At 58.6% G+C, this 23,480-nt stretch carries 21 protein-coding genes and 1 tRNA gene; 13 read left to right on the forward strand and 9 right to left on the reverse strand.

Going from position 1 to position 23,480, the window contains the following annotated elements; all coding sequences use genetic code 11:
• Positions 1-50 precede the first annotated feature (50 nt).
• The 6 genes from RMR21_RS11965 (at position 51) to RMR21_RS11990 (ending at position 7,510) form a co-directional block, all read left to right on the forward strand.
• On the forward strand, positions 51-1,499 hold the full coding sequence (locus tag RMR21_RS11965; protein WP_498668221.1) for a homospermidine synthase: 1,449 nt from the start codon (positions 51-53) through the stop codon (positions 1,497-1,499).
• A gap of 154 nt (positions 1,500-1,653) precedes the next feature.
• Entirely contained in the window at positions 1,654-2,025 is a 372-nt protein-coding gene (gene omp10, locus RMR21_RS11970; RefSeq protein ID WP_498668222.1) for an outer membrane lipoprotein Omp10, read from the forward strand.
• Positions 2,026-2,503: 478 nt separating this feature from the next.
• Positions 2,504-4,399 carry a 5'-nucleotidase C-terminal domain-containing protein gene (locus RMR21_RS11975; protein WP_498668223.1) on the forward strand — a complete coding sequence of 632 codons (1,896 nt, stop codon included), beginning with the start codon at positions 2,504-2,506 and terminating at the stop codon, positions 4,397-4,399.
• Between the two features lie 487 nt (positions 4,400-4,886).
• Positions 4,887-5,936 (forward strand): ferrochelatase, encoded by a 1,050-nt coding sequence (gene hemH, locus RMR21_RS11980; RefSeq protein ID WP_498668224.1) that lies wholly within the window; start codon positions 4,887-4,889, stop codon positions 5,934-5,936.
• Positions 5,937-5,979: 43 nt separating this feature from the next.
• Positions 5,980-7,044 carry an SPFH domain-containing protein gene (locus RMR21_RS11985; protein WP_498668225.1) on the forward strand — a complete coding sequence of 355 codons (1,065 nt, stop codon included), beginning with the start codon at positions 5,980-5,982 and terminating at the stop codon, positions 7,042-7,044.
• A 1-nt stretch (position 7,045) separates the two neighbouring features.
• A complete protein-coding gene (locus tag RMR21_RS11990) occupies positions 7,046-7,510 on the forward strand; it encodes an NfeD family protein (RefSeq protein ID WP_498668226.1) in 465 nt (154 codons plus the stop codon).
• Between the two features lie 35 nt (positions 7,511-7,545).
• Here RMR21_RS11990 and RMR21_RS11995 read toward each other — a convergent pair whose 3' ends face one another.
• The 5 genes from RMR21_RS11995 to RMR21_RS12015 form a co-directional block, all read right to left on the reverse strand.
• The gene (locus tag RMR21_RS11995) at positions 7,546-10,740 is read right to left on the reverse strand and encodes a class I SAM-dependent DNA methyltransferase (protein WP_498668227.1); all 3,195 of its coding nucleotides are present in this window, start codon (positions 10,738-10,740) and stop codon (positions 7,546-7,548) included.
• A gap of 57 nt (positions 10,741-10,797) precedes the next feature.
• Positions 10,798-11,313, reverse strand: a complete 516-nt coding sequence (locus RMR21_RS12000; protein WP_498668228.1) for a DUF992 domain-containing protein — start codon at positions 11,311-11,313, stop codon at positions 10,798-10,800.
• Positions 11,310-11,651 (reverse strand): BON domain-containing protein, encoded by a 342-nt coding sequence (locus RMR21_RS12005; protein WP_498668229.1) that lies wholly within the window; start codon positions 11,649-11,651, stop codon positions 11,310-11,312. Before RMR21_RS12005 ends, RMR21_RS12000 begins: the two co-directional genes overlap by 4 nt.
• Positions 11,652-11,714: 63 nt before the next feature.
• Positions 11,715-11,894, reverse strand: a complete 180-nt coding sequence (locus tag RMR21_RS12010; protein ID WP_498668230.1) for a CsbD family protein — start codon at positions 11,892-11,894, stop codon at positions 11,715-11,717.
• Between the two features lie 175 nt (positions 11,895-12,069).
• Positions 12,070-13,587, reverse strand: coding sequence for a helix-turn-helix transcriptional regulator (locus tag RMR21_RS12015; protein ID WP_498668231.1), 1,518 nt, complete (start codon positions 13,585-13,587; stop codon positions 12,070-12,072).
• A gap of 189 nt (positions 13,588-13,776) precedes the next feature.
• On the opposite strand from RMR21_RS12015, the gene RMR21_RS12020 reads away from it, so the two are divergent.
• The 3 genes from RMR21_RS12020 to RMR21_RS12030 all read left to right on the forward strand — a co-directional run bounded on the left by RMR21_RS12020 (position 13,777) and on the right by RMR21_RS12030 (position 16,320).
• Positions 13,777-14,544, forward strand: coding sequence for an EAL domain-containing protein (locus tag RMR21_RS12020; protein ID WP_498668232.1), 768 nt, complete (start codon positions 13,777-13,779; stop codon positions 14,542-14,544).
• Between the two features lie 123 nt (positions 14,545-14,667).
• A complete protein-coding gene (locus tag RMR21_RS12025; protein ID WP_498668233.1) occupies positions 14,668-15,825 on the forward strand; it encodes a ceramide glucosyltransferase in 1,158 nt (385 codons plus the stop codon).
• A gap of 75 nt (positions 15,826-15,900) precedes the next feature.
• Positions 15,901-16,320, forward strand: a complete 420-nt coding sequence (locus RMR21_RS12030; protein ID WP_498668234.1) for a DUF4174 domain-containing protein — start codon at positions 15,901-15,903, stop codon at positions 16,318-16,320.
• Between the two features lie 8 nt (positions 16,321-16,328).
• Here the strand turns inward: RMR21_RS12030 and RMR21_RS12035 are convergent, their stop codons facing one another.
• A complete protein-coding gene (locus RMR21_RS12035; RefSeq protein WP_498668235.1) occupies positions 16,329-17,129 on the reverse strand; it encodes an ATP-binding cassette domain-containing protein in 801 nt (266 codons plus the stop codon).
• 162 nt (positions 17,130-17,291) lie between these two features.
• Between RMR21_RS12035 and RMR21_RS12040 the strand changes: the two genes are divergently transcribed.
• Both RMR21_RS12040 and fhuB read left to right on the forward strand, forming a co-directional pair.
• The gene (locus RMR21_RS12040; protein WP_498668236.1) at positions 17,292-18,170 is read left to right on the forward strand and encodes an ABC transporter substrate-binding protein; all 879 of its coding nucleotides are present in this window, start codon (positions 17,292-17,294) and stop codon (positions 18,168-18,170) included.
• A complete protein-coding gene (gene fhuB / locus RMR21_RS12045) occupies positions 18,154-20,151 on the forward strand; it encodes a Fe(3+)-hydroxamate ABC transporter permease FhuB (protein ID WP_498668237.1) in 1,998 nt (665 codons plus the stop codon). The genes RMR21_RS12040 and fhuB overlap by 17 nt, the downstream gene beginning before the upstream one ends.
• 68 nt (positions 20,152-20,219) lie before the next feature.
• On the opposite strand, the gene RMR21_RS12050 is transcribed toward fhuB, so the two are convergent.
• From RMR21_RS12050 to cpdR, 3 genes are all read right to left on the reverse strand, one after another.
• Positions 20,220-20,366, reverse strand: coding sequence for a DUF1127 domain-containing protein (locus RMR21_RS12050; RefSeq protein ID WP_498668238.1), 147 nt, complete (start codon positions 20,364-20,366; stop codon positions 20,220-20,222).
• A gap of 296 nt (positions 20,367-20,662) precedes the next feature.
• Positions 20,663-20,737 (reverse strand) — tRNA-Val (locus RMR21_RS12055).
• Between the two features lie 82 nt (positions 20,738-20,819).
• Positions 20,820-21,182 (reverse strand): cell cycle two-component system response regulator CpdR, encoded by a 363-nt coding sequence (gene cpdR, locus RMR21_RS12060; protein ID WP_027675545.1) that lies wholly within the window; start codon positions 21,180-21,182, stop codon positions 20,820-20,822.
• Between the two features lie 182 nt (positions 21,183-21,364).
• Here cpdR and RMR21_RS12065 point away from each other — a divergent pair, with 182 nt between their 5' ends.
• Positions 21,365-22,249, forward strand: a complete 885-nt coding sequence (locus tag RMR21_RS12065; protein WP_498668239.1) for an N-formylglutamate amidohydrolase — start codon at positions 21,365-21,367, stop codon at positions 22,247-22,249.
• Positions 22,250-22,575: 326 nt separating this feature from the next.
• On the forward strand, positions 22,576-23,352 hold the full coding sequence (hisN, locus tag RMR21_RS12070) for a histidinol-phosphatase (protein ID WP_498668240.1): 777 nt from the start codon (positions 22,576-22,578) through the stop codon (positions 23,350-23,352).
• The last annotated feature ends 128 nt before the right edge of the window (positions 23,353-23,480 follow it).

Here is a 23,480-nt window from a genome sequence, read left to right on the forward strand (position 1 = left end):
GGGGACTAATCATCTAGCTTAAGCCTTGTCTTCAAACAGGAAATGACAGAATGACGGACGTTGAATACCCGATCTACGGCGAAATAACCGGTCCCATCATCATGATCGGTTTCGGCTCGATCGGGCGTGGTACGCTTCCGTTGATCGAACGGCATTTCAAATTCGACATGTCGCGCCTCGTCGTCATCGATCCGAGAGAAGACATTGCCGAATATCTGCAAAGCCGCAACATCCGCCACATCCGATCGCACCTCAGCAAAGACAATTACAAAGATGTGCTGAAGCCGCTGATCAAGAACGTCGAAGGCCAGGGCTTTTGCGTCAACCTGTCCGTCGATGCCTCCTCCGTTGACCTGATGAAGCTGTGCCGCAAATACGGCATGCTCTACATCGACACGGTGGTCGAGCCGTGGCCGGGCTTCTACTTCGATACCGACGCCGACAATTCAGCGCGCACCAATTATGCGCTGCGCGAAACCATGTTGAAGGAAAAAGCCAGGCGCCCCGGTGGCACGACTGCCGTTTCCACTTGCGGTGCCAACCCCGGCATGGTGTCGTGGTTCGTCAAACAGGCACTGGTCAATCTGGCAAACGACACCGGCCTTGAATTCGAAGAGCCCGCAGCCGATGACCGCGAAGGCTGGGCGCTGCTGATGCAGACGCTCGGCGTCAAGGGCGTCCACATTGCCGAACGCGATACGCAACGCGCAAAGGATCCGAAACCCTTCAACACCTTCTGGAACACATGGTCCGTCGAAGGCTTCATCGCCGAAGGTATGCAACCAGCCGAACTCGGCTGGGGCAGCCACGAGAAGTGGATGCCGAAAAACGCCAAAAAGCAGAAAAAGGGAAGCAAGGCCGCCATCTTCCTCGATCAGCCCGGCGCGACCACCCGCGTGCGCACATGGTGCCCGACGCTCGGCCCCCAATATGGCCTGCTGGTCACCCACAATGAAGCGATTTCGATTTCCGACTACTTCACCGTGCGCGACAAGCGCGGCCATGTCGATTTTCGCCCCACCTGCCACTACGCCTATCACCCCTGCAATGATGCAGTGGTGTCGCTGTACGAGATGTTCGGCAATGGCGGCACGGCCCAGCCGGTTCAGCATGTTCTGACCGAAGACGAACTGGCCGATGGTGCGGACGAACTGGGGGTCTTCCTCTACGGCCACGAAAAGAATGCCTATTGGTACGGCTCGCGGCTGACACTGGAAGAGGCACGTCAACTTGCCCCCAACCAGAACGCCACCGGCCTTCAGGTTTCCTCGGCCGTTCTGTCAGGCATGGTCTGGGCGCTGGAAAACCCGAAGGAAGGGATCGTTGAGGCCGACGAGATCGATTATCGCCGCTGCCTTGGCATCCAGAAGCGTTACCTCGGCCCGGTCGAAGGCCATTACACCGAGTGGACGCCGATCGATGGCAGACCGGGTCTGTTTCCCGACGATATCGACACCAGCGACCCGTGGCAGTTCCGAAATATTCTGGTGCGCGGCTAAACACTTGGCGACCACTGGTGCCGGTTTGCAACGCCTCTGCTTTTGTCAGGCATGCTGGGAACCCGTGCATAGAGGTCGTCGTTCGCTTGCATTAGATTAAACTTCCATCCATGGTCTTTCAAAGAGATCGGAAGAATCGCAGGAGACGAAAGAGATGAATTTCAAGACAGGCGCAGCCTTGGTTCTGGCCGCAATTGCCGCCTCCGCATGCGTTCCTTCCACGCAGTCCCCACGCCCCATGCCGTCTGCCATGTCGCAGGGTCCGGCGGTCGACGGCCGCTGGGTCGACAAGAACGGCATCGTATCCACGTTCCAGGCGGGCGCTTTCTCTACCCGTTCGACGGACAGCAACACGCTTCTGGCATCGGGCACCTATGTGACCCTGTCGCCAACGCTTTACGAGATCAACATGACCTCGCTGGTGCGCAATACACAGTCGCGCGTCAATTGCGCTCTCATCTCCCGTTCGCAGCTCAACTGCACGACGGACAGCAACAGCCAGTTCACGCTGACGCGTCAGGGCTGACCCCGACTTCAAGTCTCTCTAGAGCGCTTCCTTGCTAAATGGCAACGGTTCTGTTGGTTCAAACGGGATCAACTGATTGTCCGGGCGGCGCGTGCCGTAGCCGTAGCATACGGCCAAGCTGTCCGGGCAAGCAGGTGGCCCGTTTCAACCAACCCGAAGGGCCGGGCATTTTTCCGCCAGGATCAAAGGCGACTGGCTCGGACGTACCTTCGGGTATGCCCTTCGCCAATCGCCTTTGCCCTGTCGAAAACCTGCTCCGGCAGAACGTTTCCATTTAACAAGGAAGCGCTCTAGGGCGTTTCTTTCAACGCGCGCGTGCAGCGCGCGTTTTTATTTGCGCAATCCTGTCATAATTCTACTTGCGGCAGATGCTGCGAGATGAAAACATCATCGTTGAAAGACTGACACACTTCCACATTAGCTATGATGGCCGGGACGAGCCCTTCAGCTTTTCGCTTAAAACAGGAGAGACAGAACGATGAACAGGATTTTGAGATTTGGCCTGATGACCGCCTCGGTCGTTGCGCTTTCCGCCGGTGCGGCTCTGGCCGATTACCAACTCAATATTCTTCACATCAACGATCTGCATTCGCGCATCGAAGCGATCAACAAGTTCGACTCCACCTGCTCCACGGCAGAGGCTGACAAGAAGGAATGCTTCGGCGGCATCGCCCGTGTGAAAAGCGCCATCGACGCCCGCCGCGCAGAACTCGGCGCCAACGCCAATATTCTCGTGCTCGATGCCGGTGATCAGTTCCAGGGCTCGCTGTTCTACACCCAGTATAAAAGCGGCCCCGTGGCCGAGTTCATGAACGGCATCGGCTTCGATGCCATGGCCATCGGCAACCACGAGTTCGATGACGGCCCCGCCGAACTGCTGAAGTTCATCAACGCATTGAAATTCCCCATCATCTCCGGCAATACCAAGATCGCCGACGGCTCCGAGCTGAAGGACAAGTTCAAGGGCTATATCATCAAGGAGATGGGCGGACAGAAGGTCGCCGTCGTTTCCGTGCTGGCCAAGGACACCAACGAAACCTCGTCGCCCGGCGACAAGGTGACGTTTGAAGACGAGATCGAATATCTCAAGGGTGCCGTCAAGGAAATCCAGGATCAGGGCGTCAACAAGATCGTTGTTCTCTCCCATGTCGGTTATGTCAAGGATCAGGAAATCGCCCGCTCGGTCGATGGTATCGATGTCATCGTCGGCGGTCACAGCCATACGCTGCTGTCCAGCACAGATCCGAAGGCCGCAGGCCCATACCCAACACTCGTCAAGGATCCTTCCGGCGTCGACGTGCCGATCGTGACAGCCTATGCCTATTCCAAATATCTCGGCGACCTCTCGGTCACATTCGACGATAGCGGTGTGGTCAAATCCACCAGCGGCGCACCCAAGCTGCTCGACGCATCGGTCACCCCGGACGAAGCCTTTACCAAGCGCGTGGCCGAACTGGCCGCACCGCTGGAAGAGATGAAGCAGAAGGAAATCGGCACCAGCGAAGCCCCGATTGAAGGCGCGCGTGAAGTCTGCCGTGTCAAGGAATGCACCATGGGCAACCTGGTGTCGGATGCGCTGCTCGACCGCGTGAAGGATCAGGGCATCACCATCGCCATCCAGAATGGCGGCGGTTTGCGCGCCTCCATCGATGCCGGTCCTGTGACCATGGGCGAAGTGCTGACGGTTCTGCCGTTCCAGAACTCCATCGCCACCTTCCAGATCAAGGGCGTCGATCTCGTCGCAGCCCTTGAAAACGGCGCAAGCCAGATCGAGGAAGGCGCAGGCCGCTTCGTTCAGACGGCTGGCCTGAAATACGCCTTCGACCGCTCCAAGCCAGCGGGCAGCCGCATCGTCTCCGTCGAGGTCAAGGAAGGCGACGCGTTCGTCAAGCTCGACCCGGAAAAGACCTATGGCGTGGTGACCAACAACTATACCCGCACGGGCGGCGATGGCTTCAAGACCTTTGCCACCAAGGCCATCAACCCCTACGACTTCGGACCAAGCCTTGAAGATGCCGTCGCGGCCTATATCGGTTCGCACAGCCCTTACAAGCCCTACACCGATGGTCGCGTCACGGACGTAACGCCAACCGATTACGTAGCGCCTCCGAAGGAAGCCGCAAAGCCAGCCACTCCCGCCCCGGCAACACCGGCGCAGGCACCAGCGGCGACAACACCAGCCGCCCCGGCAGCCACCACCACAATGGCATCATCGGCTGCGAAATATACAGTCGCACGCGGTGACTCGCTGTGGAAAATCGCCGCTGAAAAATACGGCAATGGTCTCGAGTGGAAGAAGATTGCGGAAGCCAACGCGCTGAAGCGTCCAAACCACATTGAAGTTGGCGAGGAGCTAAACGTTCCTGCACAGTGATTGTTCGATATCACTCTATCGAAGCCAGCTCCCGTGGACTGGCTTCGATAGAAGACTTCATTTTTGATCGCCTAAACTTAACTGCCGCTTGCAGCAGAGGTCAGTGTGCGTGGCTCACCCCCTCTGTCCTGCCGGACATCTCCCCCACAAGGAGGGAGATCGGCAAGGCGAGAGACCTTCGCTAAAACTACAGACGCTAAAGATGGCTGCGGCGTTGCCGCATATCGATCTCCCCACCTGTGGGGGAGATGTCCGGCAGGACAGAGGGGGGTGAGCCACGCACACCGACGTCTGCCGCATCACTATTCAACTCTCAGATGGCTACATCTTATATCTATATGTCACTCAGCCATCACAACGCGTTGAAATGCCGCGCAGGTTCTATCAAAAATAAATTCAGATTGGCGGATCAATGTTCTACAAGTTGATCCATGACACATGCGCGGACGTAGAGCGTCGCACCCCTTAGAGATTTCAGGACGATTTCATGATCGCAGACAATTCCACGCTTCAAACAGCACATTTCCCGCCAGACCACCCGAAGGTCGCCTTCGGCAAGGTTGGCGTTCTCCTCGTCAATCTCGGCACACCCGATGGCACGGATTACAAATCCATGCGCCGGTATCTGGCGGAATTCCTGAGCGACAAGCGCGTCATCGAATGGTCGCGGCTGTTCTGGTACCCTATTCTCTATGGCATCGTGCTGAACAAGCGCCCGCAAAAGGTGGGTAAGGCCTATGAGGAAATCTGGAACCACGATCTCAACGAAAGCTATCTGCGCACCTACACCCGCAACCAGGGCGAGGCGCTGGCCAAAATGCTGACCGACCTGCCCAATGTCGTCGTCGATTGGGGCATGCGCTATGGCAAACCAAGCATTGCTGAACGCATGGACGCGCTAAAGGCGCAAGGGTGTGAAAAAATACTGCTGTTTCCGCTCTATCCGCAGTTTGCGGCGGCAACCACAGCGACCGTCAACGACAAGGCCTTCGAATATCTGATGAAGCAGCGCTGGCAGCCTGCATTGCGCACCGTGCCGCCCTATCATGACGACGACACCTATATCGATGCGCTCGCCAACTCGGTCAAAACCCATCTGGCAACGCTGGATTGGGAGCCGGAAAAGATCATCGCCTCCTTCCACGGCATTCCGCAATCCTACTTCAAGAAGGGCGATCCCTATCATTGCCAGTGCATGAAAACCGGTCGTCTTCTGCGCGAAAAGCTGGGTCTGGACAAGGATCGTTTCATGATCACCTTCCAGTCCCGTTTCGGACCGGAAGAATGGTTGCAGCCCTACACCGACAAGACGGTGGAGCGGTTGGCCAAGGAAGGCGTCAAGCGCATCGCGGTGATGAATCCCGGCTTCGTGTCGGACTGTCTGGAGACGCTTGAGGAAATTGCAGGCGAAGCAGGCGAGATTTTTCACCACAACGGCGGCGAGAAATTTTCCCATATCCCTTGCCTGAACGACAGTTCTGAGGGTATGCGGGTTCTCGAGAAAGTTGTACGCAGGGAGTTGCAGGGCTGGGTGTAACCGCAGCCGACACAACGCCTGCCAGCATATGAGGGAGATGGGGATGTTTGATCTGGGTGGTTTCGATATTGTCGTGATCGTTGTCGTGGGGCTCGTCATTCTGACGCTGTTTGCCGGCATCAAGACGGTTCCGCAGGGGTATCGCTACACGGTGGAACGCTTCGGGCGCTACACGCGCACCATGGAACCCGGCCTCAACATCCTCACGCCCTATATCGAGCGCGTCGGCGCAAAGCTGAATGTGATGGAACAGGTGCTGGATATTCCCACCCAGGAAGTCATCACCAAGGACAATGCCAGCGTTTCGGCAGATGCCGTTGCCTTCTATCAAGTGTTGAACGCGGCACAGGCCGCCTACCAGATCACCAATCTGCAATTCGCGATCCAGAACCTGACCATGACCAACATCCGCTCGGTCATGGGCTCGATGGATCTCGACGAACTCCTGTCCAACCGCGATGCCATCAACGACCGCCTGTTGCGCGTGGTTGATGAAGCCGTTGGCCCATGGGGCATCAAGGTCACTCGCATCGAGATCAAGGACATCGCGCCACCAAAGGATCTGGTGGATTCCATGGCCCGCCAGATGAAGGCCGAGCGTGAAAAGCGCGCGCAGGTGCTGGAAGCCGAAGGTTCGCGAAACGCACAGATCCTGCGGGCCGAAGGTGCCAAGCAATCCGCCATTCTCGAGGCCGAGGGCCAGCGCGAAGCCGCCTTCCGCGATGCCGAGGCGCGCGAACGTCTGGCCGAAGCCGAAGCCAACGCCACCCGCATGGTGTCGGAGGCCATCGCTGCCGGTGACATCCACGCCATCAACTACTTCATCGCCCAGAAATACACCGAGGCCATGGCCGCCATCGGCACCGCCAAGAACTCCAAGATCGTGCTGATGCCGATGGAAGCGTCGTCGCTGATCGGCTCGCTCGGCGGCATCGGTGCTATCGCCAAGGAAGTGTTCGGCAAGAACAGTGACGCTGCCGCATCGCCGGAAACACCGGCCCCGGCAAGACAGCGCAGCTCCGTTCCGCCGTCCTCCAGCCGCCCGACAGGCCAGACCATCAACGTGACCATCCCCAACAATCCGTTCGGCCCGTCCTCGGAGAGATGAGATGATCGCAAGGCTCGTCACCGATCTGGGGCCGTGGAGCTGGTGGATACTGGCCGCCATCCTGCTGGCCGCAGAGCTCGTTGCCCCCGGTGTGTTCCTCATCTGGATCGGAGCCGCCGCCCTCGTCATCGGCGCGATTTCGCTGGCGCTGTGGGATACGGCACTATGGAGCTGGCACGTCCAGCTGCTGCTGTTTGCGGTGCTCTCAGTTGCCTTTGCCATTCTGGGTCGCCGCTATTACGGCCGCGATTACGCCAAGACCGATGAGCCCTTCCTCAACCAGCGCGAAGCCAGCCTCATCGGCCGAACCGCAACCTTGCAGGAACCCATTGCCGAGGCGCGTGGCCGCATCCGGCTGGATGATACCTGGTGGCCGGTTCAGGGCGACGACCTGCCCGCAGGCACTCGCGTGCGCATCGCATCCGCCCATGGGCGAACACTGGTGGTCGAGAAAATCGAGAACTGAGGCTTCAGCGCGTTTCCTTGGGCAAGGGAAACGGACTAAGCCACCCGCCGCCATGCAAAGCGTTTGCCATCCACTGTCGAGACCAGCCCCATGCGCGATAGCGCGTTCAGCACGGCTTGAACGGCACCAAGGCACTTGCGACCCTGCTTGAAGCTGCTGGCGATATCAGCCGCATCGATAGGGCCTTCGGCGTCCATAAGCTGGTGCAGAACGGCAGGCGTCTGGTCGCGCTCGTCGGTCGGGAAACTCGGCTTCGGCCCGGCTTTCGCCACCGCCGCCTCACCGAAATCGGCATCGATCTGCTCGGCCTTTTCCTTGTCGGAACCGAAGCGCGGGATCTGGTAATCCGGCCGCAGCCAGCGCACCAGACCGCGCTTTTCTTCCTTGGCGCGCTCCTTGTTCAGGGCCACCAGCCGCGCCAGCACCTCTTCTTCCGCCAGATCCACCGGCCAGCCATAGGCATCCGCCACCGCAGCATCCAGCCGCTCGTGCAACTCCTTGATGATCAGCACCAGCCCATCATCAAAAATGCGCCGCTCCTTCTCATTCAGCTCATCTGGCCTCGCCCCCGCCTTCAGCCGCTCCAGCACATTGTAAAGCCCTGTCAGCGTTAGATGCGGATGCTCGTCCAGAACCCGCTTGCGGTGGGCATCGAGTTCCTCGGCGATGGCACCGATGGTGGCTTTCTGGGTGTCAGTCGCGTCGGGGAACGGGAAGGAGTCGAAGCAGCGGGATTTGACATAAACGGAATCGTTGCCGACACCTAACCAGCTGCCAGTGCGGATCGCCCAAATCACATGAGATCCAGATGAAAGTACACCAAGCGAAAAATCGTCACTGAGGCCGATGGCAACCAACTTGTTATCAGGCACAACAGATGTATCAAGAAACTGGAAAATACGGTGCTTCATTGTCTCAACCGTGGCGATATATTTGGTCTCACTAGCCAAAAATCCACGCGTTTCGGTATTTCTTCTTCCAAAAAGCCACCAGTTTAGTCGTCGCGAAACCTCCGGGTTCTTATCGCGCTCTGGCTTCACCGTAACCAAGAGGTGTTGGTAAATGCGTGGAAATTCTGATCTTACTTCTTCAAGATCGAATCCATCCAAATCAATTACTTTCAAGTTCCTTGGGCGAGAAGTAATATCTCTACCGTTCCTGTAGTCTTTTATTACATTTTCTAATCCCTTTACGGCGCCCAACCCCAAGGCAACTGCTTCACTCGCAGTTAATAGAAATCCGAGTCCGACTAGCATCATACCTTTTGATGACAAGCCTTCATTCGCTTTCATTGGCACAGCAGAGGCCACATCCACCCCAACCGTCAAATCCGAGTTGATCTTCCCCTGCTTCTCCGCAAACAGGATCACCGGGCTGTCCGTCTCGACCGCCTCTTCCGATGTCACCTCCAGCAACCGTCCTTCAAACTTGCCCGCCTGCGCCACCGTCATGGCAATGCGCACGGCGGCGCTGTCGCGGGTGACCTTGGTCCAGGGGTGGTCGGGAATGGTCATGGTCAGCGAGAGCGGCTTCTTGGCATTGAGATGCGCCTCCATCACCCGGCGCTGAAAAACCTGGCTGATGGAATTGGTGGTGACGAAACCGAAGCGTTTGAGCGTGCTTTTGGGTTTCAGCAGAATTTCCGCCGAACGATCCCACCAGTACATGACGAAATCGGCGCTTTCATTCATGTGCTTGTGCGCTTTCCACAGCGCCTCGGCATAGGCGCTGCCCATGCGCGCGCGGATATCCTTGCCGCCCACAAACGGCGGGTTGCCAACGATGTAATCCGCCTTGGGCCAGTCCGGGCGGCGCGGGTTGGGGTAGGCTTCCCTGCCATCCACCACCTTGGGCATGGGGTAACCATCCCATTTCAGCACCGCATCCATGTTCTGGATATTCCTGAAGGCTTTCAGAATGGGTTCTGACGGCGCAACGCCGCGGTTGCGGAAGTGCCATTGCAGATGGCCGATCCACAGCACCAGCTCGGCAATGGCGGCGGCGCGCGGGTTGACCTCGATGCCTAAAAACTGGTGCGGATCGACCGTGTGGGTTTCCAGCGCCAGCCCTTCCTGTCCACCAAGGTTGACCAGTGCTTCCAGCACCTCGCCTTCCAGACGTTTCATCAGTTCCAGCGAGACATACAGGAAGTTTCCCGTGCCGCAGGCCGGGTCCAGCACGCGGGTTTCGCACAGCGTATCGTGAAAGGCCTGCACGGTTTTGATGGCCGCATCCGCCTTGCCCTCGGCCTTCTGCCGGTCGGCGGTGGAGCGGGCATTGTCCCATTCAGCGCGCAAGGGGTCGATGACGGTGGCGATGACCAGCCGTTCCACATAGGCGCGCGGCGTGTAATGCGCGCCCAGCTTGCGCCGGTCCGTGGGGTCCAGCGCCTGTTCCAGAAACGTACCGAAAATGGCGGGTTCCACGTCTTTCCAGTCGTGGTTGGCGGCTGCCACCAGCTCGCCGATTTCTTCCTTGGCGAGCTTCAGCGCCTTGCGGTTCTTGAAGAACTCGCCGTTGAACTTCTTCACCTTCTGGCGGATGGTCGCGGTAAAGCCGCCCTCATCCATCGCCTTCCACAGGTCCTCCATCATGCCGGGGAAAATCTCCGGCTTTTGCGCGCAGTCCTTCAACAGGTCCTTGAAGCAATCCTTCGGCAGAAGCTGCACGTCCTCGGCAAACATGGTGAAAAGCATGCGCATGAGGAACATCGCCACTTCTTCCGCCGCATAGCCGGATTTTTCCAGCGCCTGGCTGACCTTGGCAATGCGGGTGGCGATATCGCGCGTGACCTTTGCCGCATGCAGCGAAGGATCAAGCGAAACCGGGTTGGTCCAGATGGCTTTCAGCCGCGCCCGCACCGTCTCGTCACGCAGATCCTCCAGGTAGATGCGGAAGGAACGGCGGTCCGGGAACTGGTCGTAGGCTTTGCCATCACGGCGAAAATTGCCATAGATTTCAATGCAGTGGCCGACATCGCAGACCAGCACGAAGGGTGGCGGCCCGTGCGCTGCGGGCAGCAGCCGCACATAGTTTTCGGCCTGCGCACGGGCGTTCATCATCAACAGGTCCCAGGCGCGGTTGGCACTGGCGCGGCGTCCGCGTGGCGCGCTTTCCAGCCCCGGCAGAGCGGGCGCATCAGCCAATTTCTTGTCGCCGGACAGGCGGCTCTGCTCCAATACGCCAAGAGGAGGAGGAGGCGTTGCAGCGATATGATCCTCCACACGCACAAAAAGACGCCCCCTCTTCTATCGGGAAAAGGGGGCGTCGATCATTGATATCAAGTCTTAGCGAACGGCGCGCAGCTGCAGGCGCGAAACACCCGCGGCGACGTTGACGCCCATGCCGGATTCTGCGCTGAGTGGCTGGAGGCCGAAGTTCTTGGCGTTACCGCCGACCAGCGCGTTGGCACCGAGGCCGATGCCCAGCGAAGCGCGGGCGGATGCGCCGACATAGGTGCCTGCCAGGCTACCCTGACCTACGGTTGTTGGTTCGGTGTTGACGACCACCCAGCTGATGTAGGACTTGCCGGTGACGCCGACGTCAAGACCGAGCTTGCCGATGGTGCCGGTGTAGCGTTCCACCTTGCCAACGCGCTGCTTGAACTGGCAATCGACCGCACGGCTGGAACCGACCAGAAGGCCGATGCCGCCTGCCACTTCGCAAGACAGCGTGCCCAGACGCTCCTTGGGCTGGCTGACAACCTTTTCAACAGGCTTTCTGGAGTGCTGGGTGCCCGCGGCGGATGCGGCTGAAGTCATGGCCATTGCGCCTGCAAGCGCGAGGATGAGTGTCTTTTTCATGTGATGTCTCTTTTCATCTGAAGAATTGTGCCGGATGTCCGTTGAACCCTCTTGGGGCCACGAGCAGACTGCTTGGGTGGGGTCAGGCGTGTCTCGCGCACATCGATGTCGCTGAAGACCGGCATGGACGAAATGTCGGCGGCAATCCCGATCGCCTTGTCCACGGCAGCGACGCAAGTTGCTTTGCCGGTGAGCGTGACGATACCCGAGGACACCTCGACGTCGATCTGGCAGTCTTCAAGACCATGTGCGTAGGCCAATAACGATTTAATCGCGGCACTGGTTGCACACTGGCCGGAAGATGCGTCTGATGACGGGGAGAAGACGGGGAAAAACATGGCGGGCTTGCCTCCTTTGGTCTGGCCCGCCAATGCTGGCGAGCCCGATTTCTGGATCGACGTTTACTTGAAAACGCCCTTTACGGCGTCCACACCCTTGCCCACGGTGCTCTGCACTTCGCCCGCGATCTTCTCGCCCCGGCCTTCGGCTTCCAGCTTTTTGTTGCCGGTCAGTTTGCCGGCAGCTTCCTTGATCGTGCCCTTCAGTTCCTTGGCGGCACCTTCGATACGGTTCTTATCCATGATGTATCCTTCCTAAAACTGTGTTTTTAACGGTCTGACGTCGGTGGGGAGCCCGTGTGGGAGCCAACGTCATGCCATAGGAGATACAGCCGCCCGACAAGGTTTTGTAGAGCGGGAAATACTATTGGAATTGGTAGAAAATGACCTTTTTTACGAAATCTCGCCCGTTTTTTGGTTATTTTTTGGCTTTGGCCTTGGCGCCTGTCCCGGTTTTGCTGTCGCTCACGCCGGTAAAACCCCGTTCGCGTGCCCAGATTACCGCCGCCGCCCGACGGTTGACGCCGATCTTGCCGTAAAGCGAGGCAATGTGATTGCGGATCGTGTTCTTGGACAGATGCAGCGTGTCGCTCATTTCGGCATCGCTCTGGCCGTTGCAGATCAGGCCCAGAATTTCACGCTCGCGGTCGCTCAGCTCCATCAATTGCGCGGTGGGTGCCGCCGTCGACTGATGCTTGAGCGTCGCCAGACGGTCAACGATGGACCGGCTGAACCAGGACGTATCGGCCATGACGCTTTCGATGGCTTCGACAAGCTGCGCTTCGCTGCGCCTGCGCTCGGTCACGTCCTGAAGGGCCCAGATGACGCATTGCTCGTCATTGATTTCCACCCGCTCGGCGGAAACGAGGCAGTCGGCCATGCCGCCGTCCTTCTGGCGCATGCGCATCGCTTCGTTGCGAACGAAGATATTGTCGCGCAGCTTTTCCTCCAGCGCACGGCGTGCGGCAACATCCTCCCAAAGGCGAAGGTCGCTTGCCGTGCGCCCGGTGATCTCGGTCACACCATAACCGGAGACCTGCAGAAACGCGTCGTTGACCTCCGTAAACACGAAATCGTCCAGCCGCGAAACGGCAGCGGGTGCGGGCGAAAGCTTGAAGGATTTGGAAAAGCGCTCCTCGCTCTGGCGCAGGGCGTTCTGGGCTTTTCGTCTGGCATCGAGATCAGCGAAGGTGAAGAGCATGCACGGCTCCTCGACCACGGAGATCGGTTCTCCGGCCACGATCACCAGCCGGTCACCACCATCGGGCAGCGGCACCAGCGCTTCGCGGTGGCGGATCACCCGGCCGTCGTTCAGCTTGGTCAAGGCATCCTCACCCGTGTCGCAGTTCGAAAACAGACCGATGGCCTCGACCGTCTTGCCGACCACGTCCTCCTTGGAAAATCCCGTCATTTCCAGAAAGCCTTCATTGACGCGGATGAAACGGTGGTCATCCAGCCGGCAGATGAGACCCGGCGCGGGATTGGCGTTGAAAGAGCGCTCGAACCGTTCTTCAGCCTCGAAACGCGGCGTCTCGTCGCGCAGGATCAGCGCCAGAACATCCGGCTTGTCCGTGCCATCGGAAATGATCATGCTACGCACGGTGTGCACCCACACCAGATCGAGATCGTCCGCAGGCGATATTTCCACCGTCACATCGTCGATCGTTTCACCCGCCAGCAGGCGTTCGAGCGGGTATTGCCCCTCGTCCAGCAGGTGGTTGTTGCGATAGCGCAGCGTGAACCGTCGCCGATATTCCCTGGCGTCGGCACCCAGATCTTCGATTCTGTCGACCCGGTGCATCTCGAGCGCCGATCCGTTGGCCCAGGCGATGTCGCCGTTCGGCTCCACAAGGATGATGCCGTCGCTCAAACCGCCAATCAGTTCCTGAAGACTGCCGCGGTTGATCCTGGGTGGCTGCTGGGGAGCGTCGTTCATATCGTGTCTCGGCTGAGTGGGGCAAATCATGTGCGGTCATCATGCCGTCTCTCGATGCGAAAAGCGAGCGGTGGAGACACGAAGACCATGGTTATAGCGCAGAAGTTGTGACTGACAGCACGGCGGCAACAAAAGCTTAATCCCTTATCCTCTAATGTGTCGAAAATATCGGAAAGAGAGAGCTTGCCAATGCCCACACAGTGCAATGGTTGCCGCGACGGCGCAGCATTTGACGTACCATTTTCCATGGCTTTCCAGCCGATTGTCGATATCACCACAGGCAAGGTCTTCGCCCACGAGGCGCTGGTGCGCGGACCGACTGGCGAAGGTGCAGGCTCTGTTTTAAGTCGCGTCAGTGATGACAACCGCTACGCGTTCGACCAGCAGTGCCGCGTCAAGGCCATCGAGCTTGCAGCAAAGCTTTACGATCCCGAAGACGACGCGAAACTGTCGATCAATTTCATGCCGAATGCCGTCTATGAGCCGCGCGCCTGTATCCGCCTGACCTTGCAGACGGCAATGAAGACGGGGTTTCCGCTCAACCGCATCATCTTCGAATTTACCGAAAACGAAAAGCTCGATACGAAGCATGTTCTCGATATTCTGCGGACCTACCGGGACATGGGTTTCAAGACGGCCATCGACGATTTCGGTGCAGGGCATTCTGGCTTGGGCCTGCTCACCCATTTTCAGCCCGATATCGTCAAGCTGGATATGGACATCATTCGCGGCATCGATACCGACATTTTCAGGCGCACCATCGTCAAGCACACCCTGAACATGCTGTTTGAACTCAACATCACGCCGCTGTGCGAAGGCGTGGAAACCTACGGGGAGATGTCGGTACTGAGAGACCTCGGCGTCAGCCTCATCCAGGGATATCTGCTGGCCAAACCGAGCTTCGAGGCTCTGGCTGTTCCCGCCATGTTTGCTCCGCCGCTTGCGCACGCGGTTTGACAAGCTTGTATGATGGGTAAAGGCCGGGCGCTTGACACGCGCCTGTCATGAACGCGTTATAATTGCTGTATCAACACAAAGCCGGTTCTCGCTCGTGAACCGAAGCGCGGAGGTTGATCTCGCATGGACATTGCCCTTGGCGTTGGCGCGCTCATCCTGCTCTTCGTGCATCTTTTAAGCATCACGATTGCGGCAGTCCGGTTGAAACGAACGCCGCCCCCCAATCGAATTGCGACATCGAAACCGCCTGTTTCCCTCGTCATTCCCCTGCGCGGCATCGAGAATTTCACGCAGCTGACGATTTCCCGCGCCTTCGCTCTGGAATGGCCGAACTACGAAATCATCTTCTGTGTGGCGGACAGGAACGATCCCGTCATCAAAGAGGTCCAATCACACTTGGCAGCCTTTCCGCATATCAGCGCGAGAGTGCTGATCGGCGATGACAGGATCAGCGCCAATCCCAAGCTGAACAATTGCGTCAAGGGCTGGCGGGCAGCGGCCCATGACTGGGTGGTGCTGGCCGACTCCAATGTGTTGATACCATCAGACTACATCACGACGTTGATGGCGGCCTGGCGCAACGATACCGGCTTGGTCTGCTCCCCGCCCATCGGCTCGCGCCCGCAAGACATCTGGGCCGAGGTCGAATGCTGCTTTCTCAACACGTTCCAGGCCCGTTATCAATACTCGGCGGAAGCCTTGGGCAATGGTTTCGCTCAGGGCAAGACCATGCTGTGGAACAAGCCGTTTCTCGATGCGCGTGGTGGTATCGAGGCGCTGGGGGCCGAAATTGCCGAGGATGCAGCGGCCACCAAGCTCGTGCGGGCAGCAGGGCTGAATGTTCACCTCGTGCCATCTCCGTTCGAGCAGCCGCTCGGGCAACGCAGCCTTGGCGAGATATGGTCGCGCCAGACGCGCTGGGGCAGGCTGCGGCGCGTCACGTTCCCGCTGTTCTTCGCGCCTGAAATTTTCGTCGGCGCGGTCCCGCCGCTACTGCTGGTCATTGTGGCACTCATCGCCGCTGGAGCCGGTACGGCCCTGGTTCTCGCGGGCGCAGTCGCTGTCATCGCCAGCTTTTACCTGCCGGAACTCTACCTCGCCAAACGCGCAGGCTGGCACACCTCATGGCGAAGCGTCCCGGCGATGATGATCCGCGACATTTTCCTGCCCGCCGTCTGGACCAAAAGCCTTCTGGGCTCCTCCGTCTCATGGCGCGGCAATATGATGACGGTGGCGACCGACCAGAGCAGCCTTTCTCCCTCCGCCGCCGAGCTTTCCTAACGGGGAACACCAAACCGTGTGAGAACCGAGGGCATGCGTTTTGCGTTCACCCTGCTCACAGTGAGGGTTGAAACCGTGAGAAAGCTTTTTCTGGCCGCAGCCCTGCTGCTGGCATCGAACACACAAGGGTGGAGCATGGATAGCCTGGCGCATTTCACATGGAAAAACCGGGTTCTGGTGGTCTTCGGCCAGACGGAAGACGCGAAAGTCCAAAAGCAGATCACCACGATCCGCGCACAAGAAGCAGAACTGGCAGATCGTGACATGGTCGTGCTGCATGTGACGCAGGATAAGGTGACGCCGATCTTCGGAAATGCAGGAGGTATCGACGCGCAAGCGCTGACCCGCGAAGCTGGCGCCGATGGAAAATCCTTCGAGGCTGTGTTGATCGGCAAGGATGGCGGCGTCAAGCTTCGCAGCGAGGATGTCGTCGGCAGCGTTGCGCTGTTTGATCTCATCGACCGCATGCCGATGCGCCGGGCCGGCCAGAAGTAGAGAGAGACTTACTGCGCCAGCGCAACCAGACGTCCGCTGGATGGCTGGTGAAGAACGTCCACGCGCACATCATAGATTCGAAAAAGCTCATCTGCCGTCATCACCTCCTGCGGCGTGCCGTGGGCAATCAACCGTCCTGACCGCAGGGCAACGATCTCATCGCAGAACCGCGCCGCCATATTGACATCATGCAGCACGGTGATGATGGTAATACCCTTCTTGCGGCACAGATCATGCGTGAGGGATAAAACCTCCAGCTGGTGGCCGATATCGAGGGCGGAAATCGGCTCATCCAGCAACAGGCATGATGCATCCTGCGCAACCAGCATGGCAAGCCAAACGCGCTGGCGCTCTCCGCCTGAAAGACTATCGACCATGCGTTCGGCAAAGGGCGCTATTCCAGTCAACTCGATGGCCTCGTCGACCTTTTGTTGATCATTCGCTCCGAACCGCCCCAGCGCACCGTGCCAGGGGTACCGCCCAAGTGCCACCAATTCCTTGACCAGCATGCCAGGCGCAGCCGGTGTTCTCTGCGGCAGATAGGCCAGCCGCCGGGCGAAATCCCGGGCGCTCCAATCATCGAGAGGCTTGCCCTCGAAATGGATGCTGCCACCGCTTTGTTTCTGCTGTCGCCCGATCAGTTTCAGAAGCGTCGATTTGCCGGAACCGTTATGGCCGATCAGCGCAATGGATTTTCCCGCGTCCAGTTGAAGCGTCAAAGGATGCAAAAGCGTGCGTCCCTCGATGGAAAAGCTCACCTCCGTCAACGACAGAACAGGCGATTTTCTGGCTTTAGACACGTCGGGCATAGGGCATATCCACGCGGACTTCGTTTGAGGATCGGAACGGGCCGGTTGAGCCGAACCATCGATATTGACGCCATACACAAAGTTGATAAACGAATGCAAGTTTATTGAAGCCCGGTGTCTGGATATCGAACCATCCGATACCGGCAAGGAGAGACACCGGACATGCCAAGCCTGACCCGCAGGACCCTGCTTGCAGCAACGGCTGCCACCTTCGCCGTTGCCAGTCGCGCAGGCGCTCAGCCTGCGGTCCCACGCGTTGCAACGCTTGACTGGGCACTTCTGGAAACGCTGCTGGCCATCGGGGCACATGTCGTGGCTGCAACCGAGCTTCGGCAATTCGCCCAGGTGGCGGTAAAGCCCGACGTGCCGCCGCAGACATCAGACATCGGCCTGCGCGGCACACCGAATATCGAAGCGCTGTATGCGGCCCGTCCCGATATCATCTTCAACTCGAATTTCTACGCCTGGGCGGATTCGCTGATCGAGCGAATAGCGCCCGTGGAAAGCCACGCCATCTACGTCCCCGGCAAAAGCCCCTATCAACTTGCACAAAAGGCAACACTGGAAATCGGCGAGAAGCTACAGCTACCGACAGCAAAACTGTTGGTCGATCATTTCGCAGCGAGGCTCGAACGTTACAAAACCACATTTTCCAGCGGCGACGGCAGACCTGTTTTGCTGATCAATCTGGGAGATGCGCGCCATTTTCGCGTTTTTGGCGCAGACAGCATGTTCGGAGAGGTTCTGACACGCGTCGGCCTCACCAATGCGTGGACAAGCGCCACCAGCTATTCGGCAACGGCACCTGTTGGCATCGAGACGCTGGCCTCCATGCCGGACGCCACCATCATTCTGATACCACCGCACCCGCAGGACGCCTTGGAAACGCTGACCAAAAGCGCTTTCTGGAACGCCCTGCCTGCCGTGCGGAAGAAGCGCGTGCTCACCATCGGGTCCGTCAACCCCTATGGCGCTTTACCTGCCGCAAGCCGCTTTGCCGATCTGCTGGCGCAAGGATTGTCCCATGTCCAGAACGGCTAGTCTGATTGTGCCGGAGAGACCACACACATCAGGACCGATCTTTGCCATCATGCTTGGCCTTGCCTGTATCGCCGCCTTCGTGCTGCTGGTGATCTCGCGCCCGCATGTTCCACCAGACACATCCTCCGCCGCCGCCCTCGACACGATCTTGTTGTGGGACAGCCTCCTGCCGCGTGCCAGCATCGCGCTTCTTGCCGGTGCGGCTCTTGGTCTGTCGGGCGCTTTGCTTCAACGGGTGCTGCGCAACCCCATCGCCGATGCATCGACGCTGGGCATCGCTTCAGGCGCGCAGTTGGCCCTTACCCTCGGCCTCGGCGTCGTGCCTGTCATGAACGGATTGTCGCGGGAACTGATCGCGCTCAGTGGCGGCTTCGGGGCCGTTGCCATCGTCCTTGCACTGAGCTGGCGGCGTGGGCTTGAGCCGGTCACGGTAGCGATCTCGGGCATGATCGTCAGCCTCATCGCCGCCTCTCTCAGCATCGCGCTCATTCTGGCACGCGGCGAATATGCGCTCTCCATCCACATCTGGGGCGCAGGCGCGCTGAACCAGCAGGATTGGAGCGGTGTGATCTCGCTCGCGCCCAAGCTTACCGCAGGCCTTCTCGCAGCCTGGGCGCTGATGCGCCCGCTCAATCTTCTCGCGCTTGATGATACCAGCGCCAAAAGCCTCGGCGCGGCCCTCCACGCCACCCGGTTTGCCGTCCTGCTGCTGGCCGTCTGGCTCTCGGCATCGGTCACGGCACTCGTCGGCATCATCGGCTTTCTGGGGCTGGCGGCCCCCAGCGTCGCACGCCTATGCGGCGCGCGCACCACTGCACAGATTATGACCGTCGCACCACTCACAGGTGCGGCCATCCTGTTTCTCACCGATTGCCTGACGCAATTGCTGGGTCCGGGTTTTTCCGATCTCGCCCCGACCGGTGCTGCAACAGCGCTTCTGGGCGGCCCGCTTGTGTTGCTGCTGCTGCCCCGTGTGCAGGGTTTCGCGATGGCGACAGCCAGTGCCGCCAACGCGCTGCGACCGCTGCGCAAACCGATGATGGCACTGGCTGCTCTGGCAACAGCCATCACCATCCTGTTCATCGCCGTCATCGCCTTGGGCCCATCCGCTCAGGGGTGGGGCGCAGCCTTCGGGCAAAGCTTCACCGACCTCCTGCCCTTCCGGCTGCCGCGCATCGTGGCAGCGGGCGGTGCCGGTGCCATGCTGGGCGCAGCCGGTTTCATCATGCAACGGATAACCGGCAACCCCATCGCCAGTCCGGAAGTACTGGGCGTTTCAACAGGCGGCGGCGTTGGCCTGACGCTCACGCTTTTCCTCTTCAGCTTCCCCTCACCCATGGTGATGATGGCAGGCATGGCCGTGGGCGCTCTTACAGCTTTCCTCGTCATGATCGCCGTCGCCGGACGCTCGGGTCTTTCTGCAGAACGCCTGCTTTTGGCAGGTATCGCCATCAGCGCCTTTTCCATGGCCATCATCAGCATCGTATTGGCGCAGGGCGATATGCGCAGCTTCACCCTTCTGACGTGGCTATCCGGATCGACAAGCCGCGCAGGTGCGTTCGAAGCCTGGACGGCGATCGCCTCGCTGGTGGTGCTGACGGTGCCGGTGCTGTTCATGACCCGCTGGCTCACCATCCTGCCGCTCGGCACCGCTGTATCCCGCAGCCTCGGTGTGCAGACAATCTCTGCCCGGCTGGTGCTTGCGATGTTTGCCGCGCTGATGACAGCGATCGCGTCGTTCCTCGTGGGACCCTTGAGCCTGGCAGGCCTTATCGCGCCCCACCTTTCCCGGCTCATTGGCTTTCAGAAACCGAACCACCAGCTCATTGCCGCCATCCTCATCGGCGCAGGCATATTGATGGCGGCCGACTGGCTGTCGCGGGTCGTCATATATCCATACCAAATCCCGGTTGGCCTTTTTGCCTCCCTGATCGGCGGCCCTTACCTGCTATGGCTGATGGCCTCGAAAAGATCGGGATAAGCCAGACGCAAAAACGCCCGCGACAGGCGCAGGCGTTTGACATCATCAAATCTGAAATAAAGGCGGTGTTAGCGACCGACAGACGCGCGAGCGACCGTGTGGATGTCGGAGCGGTTGATGCCGAGGTCCTGAAGCTCACGCGAGCTCATACGGCCAAGTTCGGTAACGGTCTGACGGTATTTGCGCCAGTTGTTGAAAGAGCGTGCTACGTTCATGATAATCCCCTTTCGTGAGGCTTCTTGACGCCAGCAACCTTGCTTCGGTTCCAACGTCGTTTCGATGATTGGAATATAGCTCTCAACTCGCCCCGCGATAAGACACAAGCTCTCACGTCCGCTATGCATTAAATGCATAGATCATCGGCGCGATGATGAAAAGCCGTGCATCAGACAACCAATATCGGTGGAAGATAACAATGGGAAACTGACGTATTGGTCGATGCACAAAAGCTTGACCCAAAAAGCAAAGGCCTCGCGATGTCTCGCAAGGCCTTGATACTTTTGAATTAGGATGGTGGGCGTAACAGGGATTGAACCTGTGACCCCTACGATGTCAACGTAGTGCTCTCCCGCTGAGCTATACGCCCATCCGTTGCGGCGCATAAATCACGAAACCGGATGAAGCGTCAACTGCTTTTTTTCCGTTTTGTGAAAGCTTTATGCGAGGCCTTACGCCACAAGGAGTTTGTTCACTTCGTCGACGAGATCGCGCAGGTGGAAAGGCTTGGAAAGCACCTTCGCATCCTTCGGAGCTTTCGAATCAGCGTTGAGTGCGACCGCGGCAAAGCCGGTGATGAACATGACCTTGAGGTCAGGGTCTAGTTCGGTGGCACGGCGGGCGAGCTCGATGCCGTCCATTTCCGGCATGACGATATCGGTCAGGAGAAGAGAGAAGGGCTCTTCACGAAGCCGGTCATAGGCGCTTGCGCCGTTATCGAACGAGGAAACCTTGTATCCGGCTTTCTCCAACGCCTTCACGAGAAAGCGGCGCATATCGTTGTCATCTTCTGCGAGAAGAATTTTCTGTACCATTTAAATGACCGTAGCTTCTGGATTAATTGGAATACCTTATCCCGATCATACCGCATCTTCAGTAAATATCACGTGAACGGTAGAATCATGACTCGGGCGACTGTTGCACAGTATGGACTTGCTCTGCCTTAACTGGCAACATGAAGCTTCTGGCAGAATTATGACATGGTAAACGGGGCGGAATGGACTGGGTTACGGGCGAGTACGAACTCTTCGAGGTGCACGAACCAGCCGTTCACAGCATTCCGTTCGTTTTCAACTCCCCCCACAGTGGGCGCTGCTACCCGGTCTCCTTCCTCGAATCATCAAGACTGAATTCCTACGAGATCCGCCGTTCGGAAGATCATTACGTCGATGAGCTGTTTTCCGGCGCCGTCGATATGGGCGCACCGCTGCTCAAGGCCAACTTTCCGCGCGCCTATCTGGATGTGAACCGCGAGCCCTACGAGCTCGATCCACGCATGTTCGAAGGCGCCCTGCCGTCCTATGCCAATATCGGCTCTATGCGGGTCGCCGGCGGGCTGGGCACCGTGCCGCGCATCGTCGCCGAAAACATGGACATCTACACCCACCGCCTGCCGGTGGACGAAGGCCTTGCCCGCATCGAGGGAATCTACAAGCCCTACCATGCCTGTCTTCGCAAGCTGGTGTCGCGCACCCACGCCAATTTCGGCATGGCCGTGCTGGTCGATTGCCACTCCATGCCGGGCAATATCAGACTTGCGGGTTCCAACATCCGTCCTGATGTCATTATCGGCGACCGCTTCGGCACCAGCGCATCGGGTGAAATTTCCCGCGCGGCCCTGCACTTTCTCGAAGAACTGGGCTTCACCGCCGTCTGCAACAAGCCCTATGCTGGCGGCTTCATCACCGAACATTACGGCCGCCCCGTCCGTTCACTGCATGCCTTGCAAATAGAGGTCAGCCGCGCACTTTACGTGGATGAAAAGACGCTGCTGAAAACGCGGGAGTTCGCAGCCCTGCAAGCGGCACTCGAAGCCTTCATGCGCCAGCTTTCCATGTTCGTTACGGAATATGCGATCGACATGGCATTTGCCGCCGAATAGCGGCCCCAATCACGGACAACCACGGATCCCTTGGCTCGCACTGACAGGCGAACAAAAAAAACCGCGCCTTGGCGCGGTCAAGTCTAGGGAGGAAACACCCAAGGAGGGTATTTACAGTCAAAGACTGTGACCAAAAGTTATGGCCAAAGTGCTTAATTGTCAATCATATTTATTTTTGCCCATATATTATTCAAATTAATACAGATTGCTCACAATTCGCACCAGCTGACAAAAAACGTGCTCGCTTTTTGAACAGTTGCACATGAGTAGACGCGACCGCTAGAAGCACGCTATGACCTGATGACGTTCGCAATAGTGAGGTTCTGATGCTGCCAAATCGCGATTTCTTCTTCCGTCTTGCCGATGCCGCCAAGGCGGAAACGCTGCCCCGCTTTCGCACCGGCACCGCCGTCGCCAACAAGCAGGATGGTGGCTACGATCCGGTAACAGAGGGCGATCAGGCCGCTGAAACCGCCATTCGCGCGTTGATCACGCAACACTTTCCAGACCATGGCATCCTGGGCGAAGAGCACGGCAATGTCGGAACGGACCGCGAGCATGTCTGGGTGATAGACCCCATCGATGGCACCCGCGCCTTCATTTCGGGCCTTCCCGTCTGGGGAACGCTGATCGGCTTTCAATCCTCCGGTCGCGCCGTCATGGGTGTCATGGATCAACCCTTTACCGGCGAGCGTTATTTTGCCGATGGGCAGAAGGCCTGGTATTTCGGCCCCGGTGGTGACACGCAGATCAAGACCCGCAAGTGCGAAACGCTATCGGACGCGATCCTTTTCACCACCTCCCCGCATATTTTCACGCCTGAGGAAGCCGCACGATATGGCACCGTCGAGGAGAAGGTTCGCCTGTTCCGTTACGGTGTTGATTGCTACGCCTATGCCCTGCTGGCTGGCGGCCATGTCGATCTCGTCATCGAATCCGGTTTGAAACCCTATGATGTCGGCGCGCTCATTCCCATCATCGAGCAGGCGGGTGGCGTCATCACAAATTGGGACGGCGGCAGACCGGAAGCCGCGGGCCGCATCATTGCCGCCGGCAGTAAAGCCGTTCACGAACAGGCGCTGGCGCTTCTGTCAGGCATGTAGGCGCACGACGCCTCGTCAGCTTCAAGCTTCCACCGATGCACAGATTTACACGCGGTAATTGTCATCGATGACCCGAAGTCTGCGCTCCACATTCTCCCAACGCCTTGTCAGCATGGAATTAACCCGAC

The organism is Agrobacterium sp. rho-8.1 (assembly GCF_033957725.1).
Lineage (GTDB): Bacteria > Pseudomonadota > Alphaproteobacteria > Rhizobiales > Rhizobiaceae > Agrobacterium.